Raw genomic sequence first — 23423 nt, 5'->3', positions numbered from 1 at the left:
GTCGATGAGTCGACTACGGAGAAGTCTGGCCTTCCTGATCGTGCTGACCACCGGTCTGACGACCGCACCGGGCGTCGCGACGGCAGCCACGGCGCTGCCCACGTACACCTTCGTGGACCTGGGAACGCTCGGCGTGCCGAGTACGGGGGAGCCGCCCACCAGTGACGGCTACGCCCTCAACAACGCCCGTACCGTGGTGGGCGTCTCGACGATCGACGGTGTCTACAACTTCCACGCGTTCGCCTCGGCCGGCGGGGTGATGAGCGACCTGGGTGTCCTGTACACCGGACCGTACGGCGCGAGTTCCGCGACGGGCATCAACGAGCGGGGCGTCGTCGTCGGAGCCACCCACGTCAACGGAACCGAGCCTCCGCACGCCTTCCGCTACGCCGGCGGGGTCATGACCGACCTCGGCACCGGCTACGGCGCGGGCAGCGGAAGCTCGGCGAACGACGTCAACGACGACGGCGTGGTGGTGGGCAGCCGGTTCGAGAAGCAGGGAGCGCCGACCCGGGCGGTCGTCTGGCGCAACGGCAAGGTCGTCGACCTGGGCACGCTCGGCGGCCAGGCGGGCCCCTGGGGCACCGACAGCATCGCGTACGGCGTGAACTCCGCCGGACACGTCGTGGGCGGCGCCGCCGTGCCCGGTGGCGGCCTGCACGCCTTCCTCTACAAGGGTGGGGCACTGACAGACCTCGGCACCCTCGGCGGTGCCACGGAGTCCACGTACGCCCGGGACATCAACGACCGGGGTCACGTCGTCGGTGTCTCGCAGAACACCACCGGGCAGCTGCGCGCGACGCTCTGGCGTGACGGCGCCATCCGCGACCTCGGTTCCCTCGGTGGCAACTACTCCGAGGCGCGGGCCGTGAACGAGACCGGCCAGGTGGTGGGCATCGCCCGGACCAGCAGCCCCGACCTCTACAACGAGCGGGCGTTCCTGTGGCAGGGCGGCCGGATGGTCGACCTGAACACGCGGGTCCGGAACCTCCCACCGACGGTGACGCTCCGCTCCGCCGAGGACGTCAACGACGACGGCGTCATCGTGGGTCTCGCCTGCCCGACCGACTGCGCCCAGGGCGGTGATCGCGCGCGCCGGGCCTACCTGCTGGTGCCGACGAACTGACCCGGAACAGGGGAGACCGGCGTCCGTCCTGCCCGCGCGGGACGGGCGCCGGTCATCGTGCGGCCGTCCCGCTGTCGTACGCCCCACGGGCGTCGCCCGTCAACGCGCAACGCACCGCAGGTTCACGGAGTTGTCCCTTTCGCGGTGCAACCCCCTGGGCCGGAAGGGGCGTGACTATCTCGAATCGGGGATCGGAGGCCTGAATGAGCGATCGCGACGCGGCGTTCGCCGACTACTTCGCCGCGAGGTCGGACGCGATGCGCGGCACCGCGTACCTGCTGTGTGGCGACTGGCATCGGGCGGAGGACCTGGTCCAGACCGCGTTCGTGAAGCTCTACCTGGTCTGGAACCGGGTCTCCCGGCACGAGGTGCTCGACAACTACGTGCGGCAGATCCTGATCCGCACGTTCCTCGACGAGCGCCGCCGCGGCTGGTGGCGGCGTGAACGGGTGGGCGGCGACAACGCCGAGCAGGCGGCACCGTCCGACTCGCCGGAGACCCGTCTGGTGCTGCTGCGGGCGCTCGCCTCGGTGGCGCCGCGCCAACGGGCGGTGCTGGTTCTCCGTTACTGGGAGGACCTTTCGGTCGAGGACGTCGCGGCGCTGCTGGACTGTTCGCCGGGGACGGTGAAGAGCCAGGCGGCGCGCGGGCTGGACACGCTGCGCGGTCTCCTGGCAACCACACACAGCGGGATCGAGATGGGGAAGTGATGAACGGAGAAGACCTGCGTGAGGCACTGCGCCGCGAGATGGCGGACGCCACCTCGCCACCACCGTTGAGTACGGCGGCCGCGCTCGACGCGGGACGACGCGCCCGCAGTCGCCGCCGTACCGCCTGGGCGTGTGCCGGATCGGCGGCCGTGGTGCTGGCGATCGCCGGTCTCGCCGCCGTGGGCACACCCAAGGGCGACGTCTACCAGCCGGCAGGGGGTCCGCAGGCCATTCCGAACCCGTCGGCGTCAGACACCAAGAAGCCGTGGCCGGCCGGGCCGGACGGTCAACCTCAGGAGGACCGGACCGCGCGGGCAGGGTCGAAATACGACCAGGGGATACGGCTGCTCGACGAGGTCGTCTCCGTCGTGCCCGCCGGCTACACCGCGCCGGAGGACCCGGCGAACCAGCCCGCCGACCAGAGGACGCTGCGGACCCACCAGGCGCAGTTCGAGGACACGGTGAACGGCGTCGACCTGTGGAGCTACCTGACCTCGGTTGCCGTTGCCCAGGGGCAGGGCACCGGGCGTGTGGTCGTCGAGGTGCACGACGCTGGCAACCAACTACCCACTGAACCCTGCGCGCTGGCCCGCCGGTTCTGGGGCATGCAGGGCGAGTGTCAGGTCGAGGCCGTCGGGGCGGCGAAGGTGGGCGTGGTGGTTCGGCCGGGTGACGACGACCGGCTCGACCAGTGGGCGGCCTACCGGCACCCGGACGGTGTGGTGGTGTTCGTCGCGCAGGGCACGAAAATCGACGAGACCCGGCCGGAGTTGACGGAACTGCCGTTCTCCGTGCCGCAGTTGGCGGCCCTCGCGGTCGACGACCGGTTCCACCTGAGGTGACACGGTGACCCGGCCCTCTCGGGCCACCCGCCGGTAACTCGGAGGCGGGCCGGGCCGCTGGTCCGGCACCATGATCACATGACGTGGACGCCGAGGCGCCGGGAACAAGCCAGCGCCGAGATGAAGCCGGCGCTGGGGGAGGCAATCGCGGCGGCCGCCCAGCGTTCCGCCGCCGGCAGGAAAACCGTGGAGCACCTCGCCTTCCTGCTGGCCGATGTCGGCGCCGACGCCGACCACGACCTGGGCCGGGCGGCACTGCGGGCGCTGGCTCGATCTCCGAAAATGGTGGCCCGGCTCGACGAACGCGCCCGCCAGGTGCTGTGGTGCCTGCCGGAGCAGCCGACACCGCTCGTTCGGCTGGTGGCCGGTCTGTCCCAGCCCACTGTCAACCCGCTCGCCGTGGCGATGGCCAGCACCCACCGCGACGGACGCGTCCGCGAGCGCGCGGTCCGGTCCATGGTGGACGATCCCCGCCCGGATCTGGTGCCGTTTCTGGTGCTGCGCACCGGCGACTGGGCCCGGCAGGTGCGGGACCGGGCCCGAGCGGGCCTCGCGCTGCTGCTGGCCGACGACCCGGCCACGTACCTTCCGGCGGCGATGCCGATGGCACTGCTGGTGGACGCCCGGTCGCGCGGCGGCTTCGCCGCCGACCAGGTCACGGCCGCGCTGCTCAGCGCGTCGCCGGCCGTACGCCGGGTGGTCGGCGCCTCCGGCTCCGCGGCCCAGCGGCGGCTGGTCTTCGAGGTCGAGGTGGCGCAGCGCTGGCTGCGGGTCGACGACCTGGTCGCCGTCGCGGAGTCCGACACCGATGTACGCATCCGCTCGCTGGCGGCCGAGGCCGCCTGTCGGGAGGCGGTGTGGACCGGGCGGCTTCCGATCCTGCGGCGGCTGGCCGGCAACCGCCGGCCGGACGTACGGGCGATCGCCCTGACCGGACTGCTGCGCCTCGGAGAGCAGGCCGAGGTTGCCGCCCGGCTCGATGACACGGCGCCGCTCGTGCGGGCCATCGCCAGGGAGGCCGCTCGGCGCGTCGGCACCGATGCTCGGGCGCACTACCGGGCGGCCGTCACCGGCCCCGCGCCCACACCGGGTGCCGTCCACGGGTTCGCCGAGAGCGCTTCGGAGGCTGACGCGCCGCTGCTGAACCGGCTCCTCACCCACCCGGCCGCGACGATCCGCGCCGCAGCCGTACACGGCCTCCGCCAGCTCGACGTCGTCGACACCGGCCGGGTCATGCCGTTGCTGACCGATCCCGCACCGTCGGTCGTCCGCGAGGCCACTACGGCGCTACGCCCCGTCGCGGCAACCCTGCCGGCGGAGCTGCCCTGGCAGTTGCTCGCCGGAGCGCGGGTGGAACTGCGGCGCGCAGGGTACCGGCTGCTCGGCACGGCACCCGCAGCCGTGCGGTTACGTGCCGCCCTGCTCCTGGCCGTCGACCCCGATCCAGGGCTGTCCCGACGCGGTCGTGCCGACGTGACCGGGCTCGTGCGAGACGCCAGCCGCACGGCCTGGCGTCGCACGCCGCTGCCCTCTCTTGACGTGACGACCGACCACCGTGCGGACCTCCTCGTGCTGGCCCGGCGTGCGGCGCCCGCCCTCGGGGAGGAGGTCAGTGATCTGCTCTCCGCATGGCTCAGGCGGTCTCCTTAGGGCGCGCCGCGGCAGGCGGTGGAGGTCGGACCTACTGAAGCGTGCTCGCATCCACATGGGCGCGCTTCAACCAGCCACGGTCGGGCGTGGGGTGCTGAATCGTTCCCATGCATCCAGTCTGCGTCGCTGTGCAGGCCCAATGCGGTGGGAGCGCGTGATCGCCCAGGCGATGGACCGTCGTATCGCCAGCGGTGGTCGACGCCGGCCGTGAATGGCACGCAAGATCCAACATGGCGGAGAAGCGAACGGCCCAGGTGCCGCGATCATGCGGTCGACCTGGGCCTTCGTGGTTGGAGCGGGCGACGGGAATCGAACCCGCACCGTCAGTTTGGAAGACTGAAGCTCTGCCATTGAGCTACGCCCGCGCTCGGCCCCGCCGAAACGGGGCGCGCCGACAGCGTACCCAATGGCGGTTGTGGGCGCGCGACCGCGCCTCCGCGCCCGCGGCGTCGTGTCGTCGGGACGCCGCGGGCGCCCCCCAAGATCCGCACAACAACACCGAAGTTGTGGCATCCGCGCGCCGGAAAGCCGCAGTTTCCCCGATGTTGCGCGGATCTTGAGCCGATGTTGCGCGGATCTTGAGGGGCCGCAAGGGGTGGAAGGGGCGAGATGGGTGATCTGTCCGGGTGGCGGACGCCCCGGCACTGCCTGAGGCGCGGCGACGGCATAGACTGCACGTCGCCACGGGGTGTGGCGCAGCTTGGTAGCGCACTCGCTTTGGGAGCGAGGGGCCGTGGGTTCAAATCCCGCCACCCCGACTGTCGTCCGCGTCCGGGTCTCCCCGGGCGCTGCGAGCCGGCCCTGCCGGCTCGCCTACACTCGATGGGCCAATCGAAGGCCCAGAATCAAACCCAGATCCGTCAAGGAGTACGCCTGTGAAGAGCACCGTCGAGACTCTGAGCCCGACGCGCGTGCGGCTCGCCATCGAGGTGCCGTTCGTCGAGCTCGAGCCGAGCCTCAAGAAGGCGTACCGGGAGATCGGTTCGCAGGTCCAGGTCCCGGGCTTCCGCCGGGGCAAGGTGCCGACCGCGGTGATCGACCAGCGGGTGGGCCGGGGCACCGTCCTCAACGAGGCGGTCCAGGAGGCCATCCCGGAGAACATCATGGCCGCGGTGCGCGAGCACGACCTGAAGACGCTGGGGCGTCCCGAGGTCGAGATCACCGAGTTCAACGACGGTGACTCGCTGAACTTCACGGCCGAGGTCGACGTCCGTCCGGAGATCACCATTCCGGACGCCTCCACCATCGAGGTGACCGTCGACGAGCTCCAGATCGACGACAGCGAGATCGACGAGCAGGTGAAGAACCTGCGGGAGCGGTTCGCCACCCTCAAGACGGTCGAGCGGGCCGCCGCCGAGGGCGACTACGTGCAGATCGACCTGAACGCGACGGTCGACGGTGAGGACGTGCCGGGCGGCCAGGCCAGCAACATCTCCCACGAGGTGGGCAGCAAGCAGCTCCTGCCGGGCCTGGACGAGGCCGTGGTCGGCCTCGCCGCCGGCGACAGCACCACCTTCACCACCCAGCTCGTGGGCGGCGACTTCGCCGGGCGCGACGCCGAGGTGGCGGTGACCGTGCGCACGGTCAAGGAGAAGGAGCTGCCGGAGCTGAACGACGAGTTCGCGCAGATGGCCAGCGAGTTCGACACGATCGAGGAGCTGCGCGGCGACCTGCGGTCCCGGGTCACCCAGGGCAAGCAGGTCGAGCAGATCTACGCCGCCCGTGACAAGGCGCTGGCGCAGCTGGTCGAGACCGCCGAGGTGCCGGCGCCGGAGGGCGTCGTGCGCGAGGAGGTCGCCAGCCGCAAGCAGGCCATGATCGACCAGCTCGAGCGGATCGGCGCCTCGCTGGAGGAGTACCTCGCGGCCGAGGAGAAGACCGAGGAGCAGGTCGACGCCGAGCTGACCGAGGCGGCCACCGAGGGCGTCAAGGTGCAGCTCCTGCTCGACACGCTGGCCGACGCGGAGGACGTGCAGGTCTCCGACGACGAGTTCGGGCACGAGATCGTGCACCGGGCGCAGCGCGCCGGGATGGCCCCGCAGCAGTACTACGACCAGTTGGTGCGCTCCGGCGCCGCCGCCGCGGTCTTCGGTGACGTGCGGCGGGGCAAGGCGCTCGCGGCCGTCATGGAGCGCATCACGATCAAGGACTCGGCCGGCAACCCGGTCACCCTGGACGCGCTGCGCGCCGCCAACGAGGCCGAGCACAACCACGAGCACTGATCGTCGGGTGCGGCCGCCGTCCGCCGCTGCGCGGTGCACGGCGGCCAAACCCTTTCCGGGGGTACGCCCGGAAGGCCCGCGCCGCGGGTGCCCGACACAGCTGCGCTGAGAGCGAACAGTGCCCCGACCGGGACTCTGCCGCCCCGCACAGCGGTTAGTGTCGGGAAAGACGGTACGGAGAGCGAAGGGCTGCCATGACCGACATGCACATCCCCAAGAAGTCGCTCCGGGCGATTGACGCGCGCGGTGGCGACTCCATTGGCAACCTCGACGACTCGGTCTACAACCGGTTGCTCAAGGAGCGCATCATCTTCCTGGGCAGTGAGGTGACCGACCAGGTCGCCAACCGCATCTGCGCGCAGCTGCTGCTGCTCGCCGCGGAGGACCCGGACCGCGACATCAACCTGTGGATCAACTCGCCGGGTGGCTCGGTCTACTCGGGCATGGCGATCTACGACACCATGCAGTTCATCGACAACGACGTGTCGACCGTGGCGATGGGCATGGCGGCCTCGATGGGTCAGCTGCTGCTCTGCGCGGGCACCAAGGGCAAGCGTTACGCCCTGCCGCACGCCCGGATCATGATGCACCAGCCGTCCGGTGGCCTGGGCGGCACGGCGTCCGACATCGCCATCCAGGCGGAGCAGATGCTCTACACGAAGCGGATGTTCCAGGAGCGGGTCGCGCACCACACCGGCCAAGACCAGTCGCAGATCGAGGCGGACTCGGACCGGGACCGTTGGTTCACCGCCCAGGAGGCCATGGACTACGGCTTCATCGACAAGGTGATCATCGGGGCCGCTCAGGTTCCGGATGGCGCCGGGACCCTGAGCTGAGGAGCTGACGATGACCGACCTGAGCCTGCCGCCCCAGTTCGCGGCCGTGCACAACCGTTACGTGTTGCCGTCGTTCGTCGAGCGCACGTCGTACGGGGTCAAGGAGTCGAACCCGTACAACAAGCTCTTCGAGGACCGGATCATCTTCCTCGGCGTCCAGGTGGACGACGCGTCGGCCAACGACGTGATGGCCCAGCTGCTGACGCTGGAGGGCACCGACCCGGACCGCGACATCATCATGTACATCAACTCGCCGGGTGGCTCGTTCACCGCGATGACGGCGATCTACGACACCATGCAGTACGTCCGTCCCGACATCCAGACGGTCTGCCTCGGGCAGGCGGCCAGCGCCGCGGCAGTGCTGCTGTCGGCGGGCACGCCGGGTAAGCGGATGGCGCTTCCGAACTCGCGGATCATCATCCACCAGCCGGCCACCGAGGGCGGCTACGGGCAGGGCTCGGACATCGAGATCCAGGCCCGGGAGATTCTGCGGATGCGGACGCAGTTGGAGGACATGCTGTCCCGCCACTGCAACCGTCCGATCGAGCAGGTCCGCAAGGACATCGACCGCGACAAGATCATGACGGCCGAGGAGTCCAAGGAGTATGGGCTGGTCGACACGATTCTGACCAGCCGCAAGAAGGGTCTGCTGGCGACCCACTCCGCCAGCTGAGCTGTATCGGGTCAGAGGTTGGCCGGGGCGTGAAGTTCCCGGCCGGCCTCTGACACACCCGTTTTGGGGGTCGGAGAATGCCCCGCCAGCGGGTAACGTCGGGTCCGTACCGCTTCGCCGGTCGGGCCAGCGAAGCGAACCAAACCGGGCGGCGCGCAGCGTCCGCAGGTCAGGGCCGGGTCTCCGGCCGATGAGTGCAGGGAGAACGTAGGTGGCACGGATCGGTGACGGCGGCGACCTACTGAAATGCTCCTTCTGCGGTAAGTCGCAGAAGCAGGTCAAGAAGCTCATCGCGGGCCCTGGGGTCTACATCTGCGACGAGTGCATCGATCTCTGCAACGAGATCATCGAAGAGGAGCTGGCCGAGTCCGGCGAGGTGAAGTGGGAAGAGCTTCCCAAGCCGATGGAGATCTGCCAGTTCCTCGACAACTACGTCGTGGGGCAGGACCAGGCCAAGAAGGCGCTCGCCGTCGCGGTCTACAACCACTACAAGCGCATCCAGGCCGAAGCGGCCGGCGCGCCGGGCTCCGGCAGTGACGCCGTCGAGCTGGCGAAGTCCAACATCCTGCTGCTCGGTCCGACCGGGTGCGGCAAGACCCACCTGGCGCAGACCCTCGCCCGGATGCTGAACGTCCCGTTCGCGATCGCCGACGCCACGGCGTTGACCGAGGCGGGCTACGTGGGCGAGGACGTGGAGAACATCCTCCTCAAGCTGATCCAGGCCGCCGACTACGACATCAAGCGCGCCGAGACCGGCATCATCTACATCGACGAGGTCGACAAGATCGCCCGTAAGTCGGAGAATCCGTCGATCACGCGGGACGTCTCCGGCGAGGGTGTGCAGCAGGCCCTGCTCAAGATGCTCGAGGGCACGGTCGCCAACGTCCCGCCGCAGGGCGGTCGCAAGCACCCGCACCAGGAGTTCATCCAGATCGACACCACAAACGTGCTGTTCATCTGCGGTGGCGCCTTCGCCGGCCTCGACCAGATCATCGAGTCCCGCACCGGGCAGGGCGGCACCGGCTTCGGCGCCCGGCTGCGGTCGGTGTCCGAGCGGTCGACCGACGACATCTTCAGCCAGGTCATGCCGGAGGACATGCTCAAGTTCGGGCTGATCCCGGAGTTCGTCGGCCGGCTTCCCGTGATCACCAACGTGCGCAGCCTGGACCGCAGCGCCCTGGTGCGCATCCTCACCGAGCCGCGCAACGCCCTGGTCCGGCAGTACCAGCGCCTGTTCGAGCTGGACGGCGTCGAGCTGGAGTTCGATGAGGCGGCACTGGAGGCCATCGCCGACCAGGCCATGCTGCGGGGCACCGGCGCCCGTGGTCTCCGGGCCATCATCGAAGAGGTCCTGCTCTCCGCGATGTACGAGGTGCCGAGCAACCCGGACGCCGCCCGGGTGCTGATCACCCGCGAGGTCGTCCTGGAGAACGTCAACCCGACGATCGTTCCGCGCGAGTTCACCGGGCGTCGGGCCCGGCGGGACCGCGAGGAGAAGTCGGCCTGATCCGTCCCGCCTCACGCCGGCCGTTCGTCACTGACGCGGCCGGCGTGACCGTGTTCGGCGGTCCCACTCGCCCGACGGAGTGACCGTCACCATCATCAGCCGAGCCGGGGTTTCGGCGTCGTTGCGGTAGCCGTGCTCCCGGTCGGCGTGGAACTCGATCGTGTCCCCGGCCCGTACGGTGTGATCCTGCCCGTCCACGTGGACGACCACCGCCCCGGCGAGGACGTGCAGGACCTCCCGGGTACCCCGGGGGTGGTCGGAGGAGCGGTGTCGCTCTCCGGGTTCGAGCCGCCAGTCCCACAGCTCGACGAGGTCGGGTTCGCCGAGCCCGCTGAGCAGGTGGGCGGTGCCGCCGTGCTCGCCCTGCCACAGCACGGGCGCGTCGGCCGTGGAGCTGATCCGCACGGTCTGCTCCTCGTCGGGCTCGAGCAGTCGGGCGATGTTGACGCCGAACGCGTCGGCGACCCGGCACAGTGTGCCGACGCTGGGGTTGGTGCGTGCGCTCTCGATCTGCACGAGCATCGCCTTGCTCACGCCCGATCGGCCGGCCAACTCCTCGAAGGACCAGCCGCGGGCGGCGCGCAGCTCCCGTACCTGCCGGGCCACCGCGGCTGTCACCGCACCGACCCGGCCACCTGCGTCGGTCATCAAACTATCCTTCACGGTTACTATTGTGGTACGACAGTGGCATGTTCCCCATTCTCCTGGCAGCGGTTTCCGCAGTCGCGTTCGGCACCGCCGACTTCTCCGGCGGCAAGGCGTCCCGCCGCGCCGACCCCATCGCGGTGACCGTGATCTCCCAGCTGCTGAGCGTCCCGCTGCTTGTCGCTCTGGTGCTCGTGGTGCCGGGGTCACCGAAGGTCGCCGACATCGCCTGGGGACTGCTGGCGGGGACGGCGGGCGCGGGCGGCGTCGTCCTGCTCTACCGGGCGCTCGCTGGCGGAATGATGGCCGTGGTGGCACCGGTCACCGCGATCACCGCGGCGGTGGTGCCGATCGTCGCCGGCCTCTTCACCGCCACGTTCCCCGGTGCCCCGGCGCTCACCGGCGCCGGCCTCGCGGTGGTGGCCATCGCCCTGGTCAGCCTCGGTGAGGGCGGTGGTCGCCCGACAATTCCCGTCCGACTGGTGGGGCTCGCCCTCGCGGCCGGCGCGCTCTTCGGCGTCTTCTTCACGCTGCTCGGCCAGGCCAGCGAGAGCGCGGGCATGTGGCCGGTGGCAGCGGTACGGGCCAGCTCGATCGCGTTCGGCCTGCTCCTCGCGGCCGGCACCGGTGTGCGATTGCGGCTCGGGCGGCGGGTGCTCGGCTGGGCGGCCGTCGCCGGACTGCTCGACAGCGCCGCCAACGCCCTCTTCCTGGCCGCTGCCGCCCGAGGGCACCTCAGCATCGTGGCGGCGATCGCCGCGCTCTATCCCGCCAGCACGGTACTGCTCGCGCTCGCCGTCGACCGCGAGCGGCTGCGGCCGGTCCAGGTCGCCGGCCTCGGGTTCGCGGCGGGGGCCCTGGTGCTGGCCAGCATCTGAGGCTGTCCACACCGGCCGGTCCGGTCGTACTCTTCTCTCATGCGTGTCGCCGTCTGCCAGCTCAACGCCCGGGACGACCGCAAGGCCAACCTGGCCGCCGCGGAGCTGCTGCTGGAACGCGCCGCCGGCGGCGGCGCGGACCTGGCCATCCTTCCCGAGTACGTCGACTATCTCGGCCCCGAGGCCGGTCTGCCCGAGCCGGAGCCGGTCGACGGCGAGGTGGGCAGCTTCTTCGCCGGGGTCGCACGGCGGCTGGGCATGTGGGTGCTGGCCGGGTCGTTCCACGAGGCGGGCCCGGACCCGGCGCACACCTGGAACACCTCGCTGGTCTTCGACCGCGCCGGCAACCTGGCAGCGAGCTACCGCAAAATCCATCTGTACGACGTGGAAATCCCCGGCCGCGTCTCCTACCGGGAGTCGGAGACCGTCGCGCCCGGCGCCCAACCGGTCGTGGTGGACGTGGAAGGCCTCCGGGTCGGGCTGTCGATCTGCTACGACCTGCGCTTCCCGGAGCTGTACCGGCGGCTCGCCACCGAGGGCGGCGCCCAGCTCCTGGTGGTGCCGGCGGCGTTCATGATGCACACCGGGCGGGACCACTGGGAGGTCCTGCTCCGGGCCCGGGCCATCGAGAACCAGTGTTTCGTGGCGGCGGCCGGTCAGACCGGTGACCACGAGCCGGGCCGCACCTGCTTCGGCCGCAGCATGGTGATCGACCCCTGGGGGACGATCCTGACCCAACTGCCCGACGGGCCGGGGGTGGCCGTCGCCGACCTGGACCTTGACCGGCTCTCCGTGATCCGGGCCGAGCTGCCGAGCCTCGCCAACCGCCGGCTCTGAGACTCAGCCCTCCAGCAGGACGCCGATCGTCGCAAGTCCGGCGATCACCGCGGCGGTGACCAGCAGGGCGGTGGTCATCCGGGACCTGCCGCGGCGAGCCAGTCGTCCGACCGAGAAGACCAGGACCACCAGCACGACCGCGCCGATCACGAGTTGCCAGAACGGCAGGAGGATGCCGAGCAGTGCTTCCTCGGCGACCACCGTGGTTTCCAGCCCGGACTCATCCATGACTGACACTCTGGCACGCCGATGGGTGCCGCGTCGCCGACCACGTCGGTCGACGCGACCCGAACCAGTGATGAACCCTGATTTGCCTTCTCCCGGTCGTCCGCGTAACTTTCTCTCTGCACGAGGGAGGCCGGACAAACTGGCCGAGAACGGGCGCCAGGCTCGTGGCGGAGACGCCGAGCGAGACTGAGATCGGGCGGTGCGAAACACCTCGGAGACGGGGTTGCGGACGCGAAGCCGACCGGGTAGAGTTCTGAAGCCGGCAGGAGCCGGGCGGAGAGCCGCGCAGCGGCGATCGGCCGGTCTGCGGCTTCCCACGAGAGTTACGACCGCCGGATATGGCGTGCGTCATCGTGGGTCCGGACGAACCAGATTTATCACCTCGAATACGAGGTTGACAATGAAAGTTCGACCAAGTAGGTTTGAGCGGTTGCCCCGAAACGGGGTTCCACAGATGTGGAGCTTCTGATCGGTGTGTGGTTGTTCTTTGAGAACTCAACAGGGTGCTTGTAAAGCCAGTGCCAATTATGATTTATACCCCGGACTGGCAGCCTGCTTTTGGGTGGGTTGTTGGTTGGGATTCCTTTGGCAACATTTTGTTGCCGGGATAGCTGTTCGACAAAGTTTTTGTTGGAGAGTTTGATCCTGGCTCAGGACGAACGCTGGCGGCGTGCTTAACACATGCAAGTCGAGCGGAAAGGCCCTTCGGGGTACTCGAGCGGCGAACGGGTGAGTAACACGTGAGCAACCTGCCCCAAGCTTTGGGATAACCCTCGGAAACGGGGGCTAATACCGAATATTACTTCTGGCCGCATGGCTGGGGGTGGAAAGTTTTTCGGCTTGGGATGGGCTCGCGGCCTATCAGCTTGTTGGTGGGGTGATGGCCTACCAAGGCGACGACGGGTAGCCGGCCTGAGAGGGCGACCGGCCACACTGGGACTGAGACACGGCCCAGACTCCTACGGGAGGCAGCAGTGGGGAATATTGCACAATGGGCGGAAGCCTGATGCAGCGACGCCGCGTGAGGGATGACGGCCTTCGGGTTGTAAACCTCTTTCAGCAGGGACGAAGCGTAAGTGACGGTACCTGCAGAAGAAGCGCCGGCCAACTACGTGCCAGCAGCCGCGGTAAGACGTAGGGCGCGAGCGTTGTCCGGATTTATTGGGCGTAAAGAGCTCGTAGGCGGCTTGTCGCGTCGACCGTGAAAACTTGGGGCTCAACCCCAAGCCTGCGGTCGATACGGGCAGGCTAGAGTTCGGTAGGGGAGACTGGAATTCCTGGTGTAGCGGTGAAATGCGCAGATATCAGGAGGAACACCGGTGGCGAAGGCGGGTCTCTGGGCCGATACTGACGCTGAGGAGCGAAAGCGTGGGGAGCGAACAGGATTAGATACCCTGGTAGTCCACGCTGTAAACGTTGGGCGCTAGGTGTGGGGGGCCTCTCCGGTTCCCTGTGCCGCAGCTAACGCATTAAGCGCCCCGCCTGGGGAGTACGGCCGCAAGGCTAAAACTCAAAGGAATTGACGGGGGCCCGCACAAGCGGCGGAGCATGCGGATTAATTCGATGCAACGCGAAGAACCTTACCTGGGTTTGACATGGCCGCAAAACCTCCAGAGATGGGGGGTCCTTCGGGGGCGGTCACAGGTGGTGCATGGCTGTCGTCAGCTCGTGTCGTGAGATGTTGGGTTAAGTCCCGCAACGAGCGCAACCCTCGTTCGATGTTGCCAGCGCGTTATGGCGGGGACTCATCGAAGACTGCCGGGGTCAACTCGGAGGAAGGTGGGGATGACGTCAAGTCATCATGCCCCTTATGTCCAGGGCTTCACGCATGCTACAATGGCCGGTACAATGGGCTGCGATACCGTGAGGTGGAGCGAATCCCAAAAAGCCGGTCTCAGTTCGGATCGGGGTCTGCAACTCGACCCCGTGAAGTCGGAGTCGCTAGTAATCGCAGATCAGCAACGCTGCGGTGAATACGTTCCCGGGCCTTGTACACACCGCCCGTCACGTCACGAAAGTCGGCAACACCCGAAGCCGGTGGCCCAACCCTTGTGGAGGGAGCCGTCGAAGGTGGGGCTGGCGATTGGGACGAAGTCGTAACAAGGTAGCCGTACCGGAAGGTGCGGCTGGATCACCTCCTTTCTAAGGAGCACCATCCGGCGAAAGCCGGTATGGAGCCCGCGACCTGCGAATGTCGGGTCGGGGTGCTCAATGGCGGAGACACTGGCAAGTTTTCCCTCGGCAACGGCCGGGATCACCTAGTACAGCCACCTTCGGGTGGTGGGAACGGATGCTTCTGGTGCGGCTGAGGAAGAATGTGAGCACCCTGTTGGGTCCTGAAAGAACAACCCATGGTGGTTGTCTTTCAGAGCCTTGTGTGTGGCGTGAGCGCTGCACGAGGTTGCCAGGCATGGCCTGGCCCCACATACCGGCGGTCTGAGGATCGGGTTTGGTGTGGGGCTGTGGGGTTGTGGGTTGGTTGTTTGTTGAGAATTGCACAGTGGACGCGAGCATCTTTGTGGTCAAGTTGTCAAGGGCGAACGGTGGATGCCTTGGCACCAGGAGCCGATGAAGGACGTGGGAGGCCGCGATAGGCCTGGGGGAGCTGTCAACCGAGCTGTGATCCCAGGGTGTCCGAATGGGGAAACCTGGCACCAGTCATGTGGTGTCACCTACACCTGAACACATAGGGTGTGTGGAGGGAACGCGGGGAAGTGAAACATCTCAGTACCCGTAGGAAGAGAAAACAAATAGTGATTCCGTGAGTAGTGGCGAGCGAAAGCGGATTGAGGCTAAACCGGCTGCGTGTGATACCTGTCAGGGGTTGCGTGGTCGGGGTTGTGGGACCCTGCTGAGTGTGCTGACACGCGCTCGAGAAGTTACAAAGCCAGTTGCTAGCCGAATGGTGTGGAAAAGCCAACCGTAGGCGGTGATAGTCCGGTAGGTGAAAGCTGCTGGTCTTCTGTGGGTGTTCCCGAGTAGCGGCGGACCCCTGAAATCTGCCGTGAATCTGCCAGGACCACCTGGTAAGCCTAAATACTTCCTGGTGACCGATAGCGGACGAGTACCGTGAGGGAATGGTGAAAAGTACCCCGGGAGGGGAGTGAAATAGTACCTGAAACCGTTCGCCTACAATCCGTCGGAGCCTTGCGGGGTGACGGCGTGCCTTTTGAAGAATGAGCCTGCGAGTTAGTGGCATGTGGCGAGGTTAACCCGTGTGGGGGAGCCGTAGCGAAAGCGAGTCTGAATAGGGCGTTTTTAGTCGCATGCTCTAGACCCGAAGCGGAGTGATCTAGCCATGGGCAGGCTGAAGCGCGGGTAAGACCGCGTGGAGGGCCGAACCCACCAACGTTGAAAAGTTGGGGGATGACCTGTGGTTAGGGGTGAAAGGCCAATCAAACTCCGTGATAGCTGGTTCTCCCCGAAATGCATTTAGGTGCAGCGTCGCGTGTTTCTTGCCGGAGGTAGAGCACTGGATGGTCTAGGGGGCCCACAAGCTTACCGAAATCAGCCAAACTCCGAATGCCGGTAAGTGAGAGCGCGGCAGTGAGACTGCGGGGGATAAGCTTCGTAGTCGAGAGGGAAACAGCCCAGATCACCAGCTAAGGCCCCTAAGCGTGTGCTAAGTGGAAAAGGATGTGGGGTCGCATAGACAACCAGGAGGTTGGCTTAGAAGCAGCCACCCTTTAAAGAGTGCGTAATAGCTCACTGGTCAAGTGGTTCCGCGCCGACAATGTAGCGGGGCTCAAGCACACCGCCGAAGCTGTGGCATTCACATTTTAACCCCGCGGAGACTTGATTCTCCGTGCAGGTGTGTGGATGGGTAGGGGAGCGTCGTGCCGGGGGTGAAGCAGCGGGGTGACCCAGTTGTGGACGCGGCACGAGTGAGAATGCAGGCATGAGTAGCGAAAGAAGGGTGAGAAACCCTTCCGCCGGATGACCAAGGGTTCCAGGGCCAGGCTAATCCGCCCTGGGTGAGTCGGGACCTAAGGCGAGGCCGAGAGGCGTAGTCGATGGACAACGGGTTGATATTCCCGTACCCGCGAAAGAGCGTCCCTGATGAACCTCGTTGTGCTAACCACCCGAGCTTGGTGAGGTCTTCGGACTGATCTGAGGGAGCGTGGGAACCTGGCGGGTAGTAGTCAAGCGATGGGGTGACGCAGGAAGGTAGCTGAGCCCGGCCGGTGGTTGTGCCGGGGTAAGCGTGTAGGCCGTGCCATAGGCAAATCCGTGGCGCATGTAGGCTGAGACGTGATGCCGAGCCGATTCAGGTGAAGTCAGTGATCCTATGCTGCCGAGAAAAGCCTCTAGCGAGTTCTTAGCGGCCCGTACCCCAAACCGACACAGGTGGTCAGGTAGAGAATACCGAGGCGATCGGGCGAACTGTGGTTAAGGAACTCGGCAAATTGCCCCCGTAACTTAGGGAGAAGGGGGGCCGGAGACGTGAAGCCCCGCGCGGGTGGAGCGTTGTATGGCCGCAGAGAGCAGGGGGAAGCGACTGTTTACTAAAAACACAGGTCCATGCGAAGAAGTAATTCGATGTATATGGACTGACGCCTGCCCGGTGCTGGAACGTTAAGGGGACCTGTTAGCTCTTCGGGGCGAAGCGGAGAACTTAAGCGCCAGTAAACGGCGGTGGTAACTATAACCATCCTAAGGTAGCGAAATTCCTTGTCGGGTAAGTTCCGACCTGCACGAATGGCGTAACGACTTCCCCACTGTCTCAACCACAGGCCCGGCGAAATTGCAGTACGAGTAAAGATGCTCGTTACGCGCGGCAGGACGGAAAGACCCCGGGACCTTTACTATAGCTTGACATTGGTACTTGAGTTAGCTTGTGTAGGATAGGTGGGAGCCGGTGAAGCTCATACGCCAGTATGGGTGGAGGCAATCTTGAAATACCACTCTGGTTGATTTGGGTATCTAACTTCGGACCGTTATCCGGTTCAGGGACAGTGTCTGGTGGGTAGTTTAACTGGGGCGGTTGCCTCCTAAAGGGTAACGGAGGCGCCCAAAGGTTCCCTCAGCCTGGTTGGCAATCAGGTGTTGAGTGCAAGTACACAAGGGAGCTTGACTGTGAGACTGACAGGTCGAGCAGGGACGAAAGTCGGGACTAGTGATCCGGCACTTGCGAGTGGAAGCGGTGTCGCTCAACGGATAAAAGGTACCCCGGGGATAACAGGCTGATCTTCCCCAAGAGTCCATATCGACGGGATGGTTTGGCACCTCGATGTCGGCTCGTCGCATCCTGGGGCTGTAGCAGGTCCCAAGGGTTGGGCTGTTCGCCCATTAAAGCGGTACGCGAGCTGGGTTTAGAACGTCGTGAGACAGTTCGGTCCCTATCCGCCGTGCGCGTAGGATACTTGAGAAGGGCTGTCCCTAGTACGAGAGGACCGGGACGGACGAACCTCTGGTGTGCCAGTTGTCCCGCCAGGGGCACGGCTGGTTAGCTACGTTCGGAAGGGATAACCGCTGAAAGCATCTAAGCGGGAAGCCTGCTTCAAGATGAGGTATCCCACCCCACTTTGTGGGGGTAAGGCCCCCAGCTAGACGACTGGGTTGATAGGCCGGAAATGTAAGCCCGGTAACGGGTTCAGTTGACCGGTACTAATAGGCCGAGGACTTGACTACTAAGCTGCTACGCGTCCACTGTGCAACTCTGAACAAACACCCACCCGCGTGTGTGTGCCCGGGGTTGTGGTTGATATGTTCATAGAGTTACGGCGGTCATGGCGGAGGGGAAACGCCCGGTCACATTCCGAACCCGGAAGCTAAGCCCTCCAGCGCCGATGGTACTGCACTCGTGAGGGTGTGGGAGAGTAGGACACCGCCGGACAATCTTTCAGTTAGGGCCACCCCCGATCGGGGGTGGCCCTAACTGCATATCCCCCTATCCACCCCGCCCCACCCTCTGCCCGTGCCTGCCTTATCCGCGCCTGCCCCGCGATCGGCGGGGTGATCATGGAGTTATTGCTGTGACACGCCGAGGTCAGTGGCAATAACTTCATGATCACCGGGGCGGGGCGGGGCGGGGCGGGGCGGGGCGGGGCGGGGCGGGGCGGGGCAGGGCGGGGGCAGGCGGGTCAGATTCGGGTTTGCATTTCGGTGCGGAGGTCGGCCAGGAGGGCGCCGGCGTCGGTTACCGACCTGCCGGGGAACATCGCCATCACGACGCTGCCGTGATCGGCCCAACCGCACACCGCGAAGTCGCCGCCCTCACCACTGGTACTGCCGCACTTCATGACACCACCCAGCTTGCCGGCGGGTACCTCACGCAGCCCGGTCACCGCGCCGGTCTCGTCGGACATCAGGCCGAAGAGACTGTCCAGGTCGCGCTCGGGTTGCCAGAGCAGGGTCGTGCCGCCGAAGACCAGCACCGAGCGCTTGTCGTCGGCGGGGTCGCGGTAGACGGTGCCGAAGCTCCGGTCCAGGTCGATGTCGGCGGCCAGGCCGCTGCGCAGGTAGTCCGCCGTGCTCTTGGCCCGCTCGCTGTCGTCCCGCGTCAACCCCGCCGCCTGGTCGGGCGAGGTCAGCCGGGTGTCCTTCTGCTGCGCCACACGCCACCCACCGACCCCCAGCACGCCCGCGCCCGCAAGACCGACGACCAGGGCGACCGTCCAGCCGATCTTGCGGCGGCGGGACCAGCCCGCAGACCGCTCGTCGGGGTCGCCGCCGGTGTCCCGAGTGCTCAGCTGGATCGGCTCCTCGGTCAGTTCGACCGGCTCGCGGCCGTGGTCGAGCGACCGGTCGGTGAGATGTGCGTCGGACATAGCCGACACCGTACGCGAACGAGAGGTGGCGCACGTCAGGTCCGCGGAAGCCCTTCGTAGACTTGTCGGGTGACCGAGAGACTGGATGCCCGACGCCCCGACGCCCCGACGCTTGCCGGCCAGTACCAGCCCGGCGAGGTAGAGCAGCGACGGTACGAGCAGTGGGTAGCCGCCGGGCACTTCCGGGCCTCCGCCGACAGCGACAAGCCCCCCTTCACCATCGTCATCCCGCCGCCGAACGTCACCGGCTCGCTGCACATGGGCCACGCGTTCGAGCACACGCTCATGGACGCCCTGACGCGGCGCAAGCGGATGCAGGGCTTCGAGGCGCTGTGGCTGCCCGGCATGGACCACGCCGGCATCGCCACCCAGAACCTGGTCGAGCGTCAGCTCGCCGCCGAGGGGCTGTCCCGGCACGACCTCGGCCGGGAGAAGTTCGTCGAGCGGGTCTGGCAGTGGAAGGCCGAGTCCGGTGGCAAGATCCTCGGCCAGATGCGCCGCCTCGGCGACTCCGTGGACTGGGACCGGGAGCGCTTCACCATGGACGCCGGCCTGAGCCGAACGGTCCAGACGATCTTCAAGAAGCTCTTCGACGACGGCCTCATCTACCGCGCCAACCGGATCATCAACTGGTGTCCGCGCTGCCTGACCGCTCTGTCGGACATCGAGGTCGAGCACACCGACGACGACGGTGAGCTGATCTCCATCCGCTACAGCGACGAGGTCGTGGTGGCCACCACCCGGGCCGAGACGATGCTCGGCGACACCGCCGTGGCAGTGCACCCCGACGACGAGCGCTACCAGCACCTGATCGGCACCGAGGTCGAGCTGCCGCTCACCGGCCGACGAATCCCGATCGTCGCCGACGCGCACGTCGACCCGTCCTTCGGCACCGGCATGGTCAAGGTGACCCCCGCCCACGACCCGAACGACTTCGAGATCGGCCAGCGGCACGACCTGCCGGCGCTGACCGTGATGGACGAGCGTGGCGTCATCACCGTGCCCGGCCCGTTCGAGGGGCTGGACCGGTTCGAGGCGCGGCCGGCGATCGTGGCCGCGCTGCGCGAGCAGGGCCGGATCGTCGCCGAGAAGCGCCCGTACGTGCACGCCGTCGGCCACTGTTCGCGCTGCAAGACGACCGTCGAGCCGCGGCTGTCGCTGCAGTGGTTCGTCAACACCGCTCCGCTCGCGCAGGCGGCCGGTGACGCGGTGCGCGACGGTCGGGTCCGGATCGAGCCGGCCGAGCTGGCGAAGCGTTACTTCGCCTGGGTCGACAACATGCACGACTGGTGCATCTCCCGCCAGCTCTGGTGGGGGCACCGCATCCCGGTCTGGTACGGCCCGGCCGGCGAGATCGTGTGCGTCGGCCCGGACGAGACGCCGCCGACCGGCGAGGGTTGGCACCAGGACGAGGACGTCCTCGACACCTGGTTCTCCAGCGGCCTGTGGCCGTTCTCCACGCTGGGCTGGCCGGAGGAGACCCCGGACCTGGCGAAGTTCTATCCGACGAGCGTGCTGGTCACCGGGTACGACATTCTGTTCTTCTGGGTCGCCCGGATGATGATGTTCGGCCTCTACGCGATGGATGGCCGGCCGCCCTTCGACGTGGTCGCGTTGCACGGCATGGTGCGCGACCAGTTCGGCAAGAAGATGTCGAAGTCGTTCGGCAACGTGGTCGACCCGCTGGACTGGATCGACAGGTACGGCGCCGACGCCACCCGGTTCACCCTGGCCCGGGGCGCGAACCCCGGCCAGGACGTGCCGGTCAGCGAGGAGTGGTGCCAGGGCTCGCGCAACTTCTGCAACAAGCTCTGGAACGCGACCCGGTTCGCCCTGATGAACGGCGCGCACACGACCGGCGACCTGCCGCCCGTCGAGCAGCTCTCCACCGTCGACCGGTGGGTCCTGTCCCGGCTGGCGCACGTCACCGCCGAGGTCGACGAGCAGTTCGAGGCGTACGAGTTCGCCAAGGTGTGCGACCTGCTGTACCACTTCGCCTGGGACGACGTCTGCGACTGGTACGTCGAGCTGAGCAAGCCGGTGCTCACCGAGGGCGGTGAGCGGGCCGAGGTGACCCGCCGGGTGCTCGGCCACATCCTCGACCAGTTGCTGCGGTTGCTGCACCCGGTCATCCCGTTCGTCACCGAGGAGCTGTGGCTCGCGCTGACCGGCGGTGAGACGGTGCAGGCCGCCGCCTGGCCGGTCGCCGACCGGTCGCTGATCGACGACGCCGCCGAGGTCGAGCTGGCCGCCGTGCAGCGGGTCGTCACCGAGATCCGCCGGTTCCGCTCGGACCAGGGGCTGCGTCCGACGCAGCGGGTCGCGGCCCGCCTGGACGGGCTGACGGGGGCCGGCATCGCGGCCCACGAGCCGCTGATCCGGTCGCTGGTGCGCCTCGACCCCGCCGGTGACGACTTCCAGGCCAGCGCGACGTTGGCCATGCCCGGCGCGGTCGGTGTCGCGTTGGACACCCGGGGGTCGATCGACGTGGCCGCCGAGCGGGCCCGGCTGACCAAGGACCGCGCGGCCGCCGAGAAGGAGGTCGCGCAGGCCCGGGGGAAGCTCGACAACCCGGCCTTCGTCGGTAAGGCCCCCGAGCCGGTCGTCGCGAAGATCCGCGACCGGCTCGCCACCGCCGAGGCCGACCTGGTCCGGATCGACGCCGCTCTGGAGACGCTTACCTCGTGACCGACCGTACCGATTTCGCCGCCGCCGAAGCCGAGCTGAACGCCCGCGGGTTCACCCGCATGGTGTTCGAGCTGGACCGCATCGAGTCGCTGCTCGACCTGCTCGGCAGTCCGCAGCGGGCGTACCCGTCGATCCACCTCACCGGCACCAACGGCAAGACATCCACCGCGCGGATGATCGACTCGCTGCTGCGGGCGTTCGGGCTGCACACCGGCAGGTACACGAGCCCGCACCTGGAGACCGTCCGGGAGCGGATCAGCCTGGACGGCGAGCCGGTGAGCGAGGAGCGCTTCGCCGCGGTGTACGGCGAGATCAAGCCCCTGGCGGAGCTGGTCGACGCGCGCGCGGCCGAGCCGCTGACGTACTTCGACATGACGACCGCGTTGGCGTTCGCCACGTTCGCCGACGCGCCCGTCGACATCGCCGTGGTCGAGGTGGGGCTCGGTGGCGCCGAGGACGCCACGAACGTCATCCAGGCCGGAGTCTGCGTGATCACGCCGATCGGTCTGGACCACACCGAGTGGCTCGGCGACACGCTCCAGGACATCGCGCTGGCCAAGGCGGGCATCATCCACCCGGGCGCCACCGTGATCTCCGCCGCGCAGGAGGAGGAGGCCGCTCGTCCCCTGCTCGAACGCTGCGCCGAGGTGGGGGCCACCATCGCCCGCGAAGGCGCCGAGTTCGGGGTGCTGAGCCGGGCGGTCGCCGTCGGTGGGCAGGTGCTCAAGCTGCAGGGGCTCGGCGGCGTCTACGACGACGTGTTCATTCCGCTGCACGGCGCACACCAGGCGCAGAACGCTGCGGTGGCGCTCGCCGCCGTGGAGGCGTTCCTCGGGGCCGGCACCCGCCGCCAGTTGGACGTCGAGGCCGTCCGGGAGGGGTTCGCCACGGCCAGCTCCCCGGGCCGGTTGGAGCGGGTCCGCAGCGCCCCGACCGTCCTGCTGGACGGCGCGCACAACCCGCACGGCATGGCCGCGACGGTGACCGCCCTGCAGGAGGAGTTCGCGTTCAGCAAGCTGGTGGCGCTGGTGGGTGTCCTCGCCGACAAGGACGCGAGCAGCCTGCTGGAGCTGCTGGAGCCGGTGGCCGACGTGGTGGTGGTCACCCGCAACAGCTCGCCCCGGGCGATGCCGACGAAGGAACTCGCCGCCCTGGCCAGCGAGATCTTCGGCGAGGAACGCGTCGAGGTGGCCGAGGAGATGCCGGACGCCATCGAGCTGGCGGTCGCGCTGGCCGAGGAGGACGTACCGGGTGAGCTCAGCGGCGTCGGTGTCCTGGTGACGGGTTCGGTGGTCACCGTCGCCGACGCCCGCCGGCTGCTGAAGCGATGACCGGCCCGCAGCGCGACCCCCGCGCCACCGACGATGCGACCGACCCGTCGCCCGCCGACAGGGGCGCCCCGGCGGGCGAGCCCGACCAGGGCGGCCTCGGGTCGGACGCGGGGGCACCGGAGGCCGGTCAGGTACGGCGCTCCGGCCTGCGGAACCCGCAGGCGGCCGTACGGGGTCTCGGCGCGGGAACGCTCGGCCTGGAGGCGCTGGTGCTGTTGCTGGCCATCCAGCCGATCCGGGTGGTCGGCGGTGACCTCGGCGGCGCCGCGATCGGCGTGGTGGTGGCTCTGGCGGTGGCGGCCATTCTGCTGGCCGGCATGATGCGCCGTCCCTGGGCCTGGCACGCCGGCACCGTGTTGCAGGGGTTGTTGATGCTGGCCGGGCTGCTGCACTGGTCGCTGCTCGCGCTGGGCGTCATCTTCGCGCTGGTGTGGGCGTACGCGCTGCACGTCCGCCGGGTCATCCTCGGCTGACGCCCGA

Annotated in this window: 16 protein-coding genes, 2 tRNA genes and 3 rRNA genes; 17 read left to right on the top strand and 4 right to left on the bottom strand. The window is 67.7% G+C overall.

Going from position 1 to position 23423, the window contains the following annotated elements:
• Nucleotides 1-4: 4 nt before the first annotated feature.
• The 4 genes from ACQPZK_RS25110 to ACQPZK_RS25095 all read left to right on the top strand — a co-directional run bounded on the left by ACQPZK_RS25110 (nucleotide 5) and on the right by ACQPZK_RS25095 (nucleotide 4328).
• Nucleotides 5-1126, top strand: a complete 1122-nt coding sequence (locus ACQPZK_RS25110; RefSeq protein WP_433535317.1) for a hypothetical protein — start codon at nucleotides 5-7, stop codon at nucleotides 1124-1126.
• 203 nt (nucleotides 1127-1329) lie between these two features.
• Nucleotides 1330-1836, top strand: coding sequence for a SigE family RNA polymerase sigma factor (locus ACQPZK_RS25105; protein ID WP_433535316.1), 507 nt, complete (start codon nucleotides 1330-1332; stop codon nucleotides 1834-1836).
• Nucleotides 1836-2678, top strand: coding sequence for a hypothetical protein (locus tag ACQPZK_RS25100; RefSeq protein WP_433535315.1), 843 nt, complete (start codon nucleotides 1836-1838; stop codon nucleotides 2676-2678). Before ACQPZK_RS25105 ends, ACQPZK_RS25100 begins: the two co-directional genes overlap by 1 nt.
• 78 nt (nucleotides 2679-2756) lie before the next feature.
• Nucleotides 2757-4328, top strand: a complete 1572-nt coding sequence (locus ACQPZK_RS25095; protein WP_433535314.1) for a hypothetical protein — start codon at nucleotides 2757-2759, stop codon at nucleotides 4326-4328.
• A gap of 291 nt (nucleotides 4329-4619) precedes the next feature.
• Here ACQPZK_RS25095 and ACQPZK_RS25090 read toward each other — a convergent pair.
• Nucleotides 4620-4693, bottom strand: a tRNA-Gly gene (locus ACQPZK_RS25090).
• Between the two features lie 319 nt (nucleotides 4694-5012).
• Between ACQPZK_RS25090 and ACQPZK_RS25085 the strand changes: the two genes are divergently transcribed.
• From ACQPZK_RS25085 to clpX, 5 genes are all read left to right on the top strand, one after another.
• Nucleotides 5013-5086 (top strand) — tRNA-Pro (locus tag ACQPZK_RS25085).
• Nucleotides 5087-5203: 117 nt separating this feature from the next.
• Nucleotides 5204-6550 (top strand): trigger factor, encoded by a 1347-nt coding sequence (gene tig / locus ACQPZK_RS25080; protein WP_433535313.1) that lies wholly within the window; start codon nucleotides 5204-5206, stop codon nucleotides 6548-6550.
• Nucleotides 6551-6744: 194 nt separating this feature from the next.
• Entirely contained in the window at nucleotides 6745-7386 is a 642-nt protein-coding gene (locus tag ACQPZK_RS25075) for an ATP-dependent Clp protease proteolytic subunit (protein WP_088988027.1), read from the top strand.
• Nucleotides 7387-7396: 10 nt separating this feature from the next.
• Entirely contained in the window at nucleotides 7397-8059 is a 663-nt protein-coding gene (locus ACQPZK_RS25070; RefSeq protein ID WP_357133539.1) for an ATP-dependent Clp protease proteolytic subunit, read from the top strand.
• A gap of 211 nt (nucleotides 8060-8270) precedes the next feature.
• Nucleotides 8271-9566 carry an ATP-dependent Clp protease ATP-binding subunit ClpX gene (clpX, locus tag ACQPZK_RS25065; protein ID WP_421472742.1) on the top strand — a complete coding sequence of 432 codons (1296 nt, stop codon included), beginning with the start codon at nucleotides 8271-8273 and terminating at the stop codon, nucleotides 9564-9566.
• 27 nt (nucleotides 9567-9593) lie between these two features.
• On the opposite strand, the gene ACQPZK_RS25060 is transcribed toward clpX, so the two are convergent.
• Nucleotides 9594-10214, bottom strand: coding sequence for a helix-turn-helix domain-containing protein (locus ACQPZK_RS25060; RefSeq protein ID WP_433535312.1), 621 nt, complete (start codon nucleotides 10212-10214; stop codon nucleotides 9594-9596).
• Between the two features lie 41 nt (nucleotides 10215-10255).
• Here ACQPZK_RS25060 and ACQPZK_RS25055 point away from each other — a divergent pair, with 41 nt between their 5' ends.
• Nucleotides 10256-11089: an EamA family transporter gene (locus ACQPZK_RS25055; protein ID WP_433535311.1), complete on the top strand. Its 834-nt coding sequence runs from the start codon at nucleotides 10256-10258 to the stop codon at nucleotides 11087-11089.
• A 39-nt stretch (nucleotides 11090-11128) separates the two neighbouring features.
• Nucleotides 11129-11926: a carbon-nitrogen hydrolase family protein gene (locus ACQPZK_RS25050; protein ID WP_433535310.1), complete on the top strand. Its 798-nt coding sequence runs from the start codon at nucleotides 11129-11131 to the stop codon at nucleotides 11924-11926.
• Nucleotides 11927-11929: 3 nt separating this feature from the next.
• Here ACQPZK_RS25050 and ACQPZK_RS25045 read toward each other — a convergent pair whose 3' ends face one another.
• On the bottom strand, nucleotides 11930-12154 hold the full coding sequence (locus tag ACQPZK_RS25045; protein ID WP_433535309.1) for a hypothetical protein: 225 nt from the start codon (nucleotides 12152-12154) through the stop codon (nucleotides 11930-11932).
• 627 nt (nucleotides 12155-12781) lie between these two features.
• Between ACQPZK_RS25045 and ACQPZK_RS25040 the strand changes: the two genes are divergently transcribed.
• The 3 genes from ACQPZK_RS25040 (at nucleotide 12782) to rrf (ending at nucleotide 17990) form a co-directional block, all read left to right on the top strand.
• A 16S ribosomal RNA gene (locus ACQPZK_RS25040) occupies nucleotides 12782-14296 on the top strand.
• Between the two features lie 378 nt (nucleotides 14297-14674).
• Nucleotides 14675-17785 (top strand): 23S ribosomal RNA (locus tag ACQPZK_RS25035).
• Between the two features lie 88 nt (nucleotides 17786-17873).
• Nucleotides 17874-17990, top strand: a 5S ribosomal RNA gene (rrf, locus tag ACQPZK_RS25030).
• Together the 16S, 23S and 5S rRNA genes form the textbook arrangement of a ribosomal RNA operon.
• A gap of 247 nt (nucleotides 17991-18237) precedes the next feature.
• Here rrf and ACQPZK_RS25025 read toward each other — a convergent pair.
• The gene (locus tag ACQPZK_RS25025; RefSeq protein WP_433535308.1) at nucleotides 18238-18924 is read right to left on the bottom strand and encodes a hypothetical protein; all 687 of its coding nucleotides are present in this window, start codon (nucleotides 18922-18924) and stop codon (nucleotides 18238-18240) included.
• Nucleotides 18925-18993: 69 nt separating this feature from the next.
• Here ACQPZK_RS25025 and ACQPZK_RS25020 point away from each other — a divergent pair, with 69 nt between their 5' ends.
• The 3 genes from ACQPZK_RS25020 to ACQPZK_RS25010 are packed head-to-tail and all read left to right on the top strand — an operon-like array spanning nucleotide 18994 to nucleotide 23416.
• Complete coding sequence (locus ACQPZK_RS25020) at nucleotides 18994-21612, top strand: valine--tRNA ligase (RefSeq protein ID WP_433535307.1); 2619 nt, start codon at nucleotides 18994-18996, stop codon at nucleotides 21610-21612.
• A complete protein-coding gene (locus tag ACQPZK_RS25015; RefSeq protein WP_433535306.1) occupies nucleotides 21609-22943 on the top strand; it encodes a bifunctional folylpolyglutamate synthase/dihydrofolate synthase in 1335 nt (444 codons plus the stop codon). Before ACQPZK_RS25020 ends, ACQPZK_RS25015 begins: the two co-directional genes overlap by 4 nt.
• Nucleotides 22940-23416 (top strand): DUF4233 domain-containing protein, encoded by a 477-nt coding sequence (locus ACQPZK_RS25010; RefSeq protein ID WP_433535305.1) that lies wholly within the window; start codon nucleotides 22940-22942, stop codon nucleotides 23414-23416. Before ACQPZK_RS25015 ends, ACQPZK_RS25010 begins: the two co-directional genes overlap by 4 nt.
• Nucleotides 23417-23423 lie beyond the last annotated feature (7 nt).

This window comes from Micromonospora sp. CA-249363 (assembly GCF_050950185.1).
Taxonomy (GTDB): domain Bacteria; phylum Actinomycetota; class Actinomycetes; order Mycobacteriales; family Micromonosporaceae; genus Micromonospora.
The sequence above is the reverse complement of the archived record's forward strand: the minus strand, read 5'-3'. Positions and strand labels throughout refer to the sequence as shown.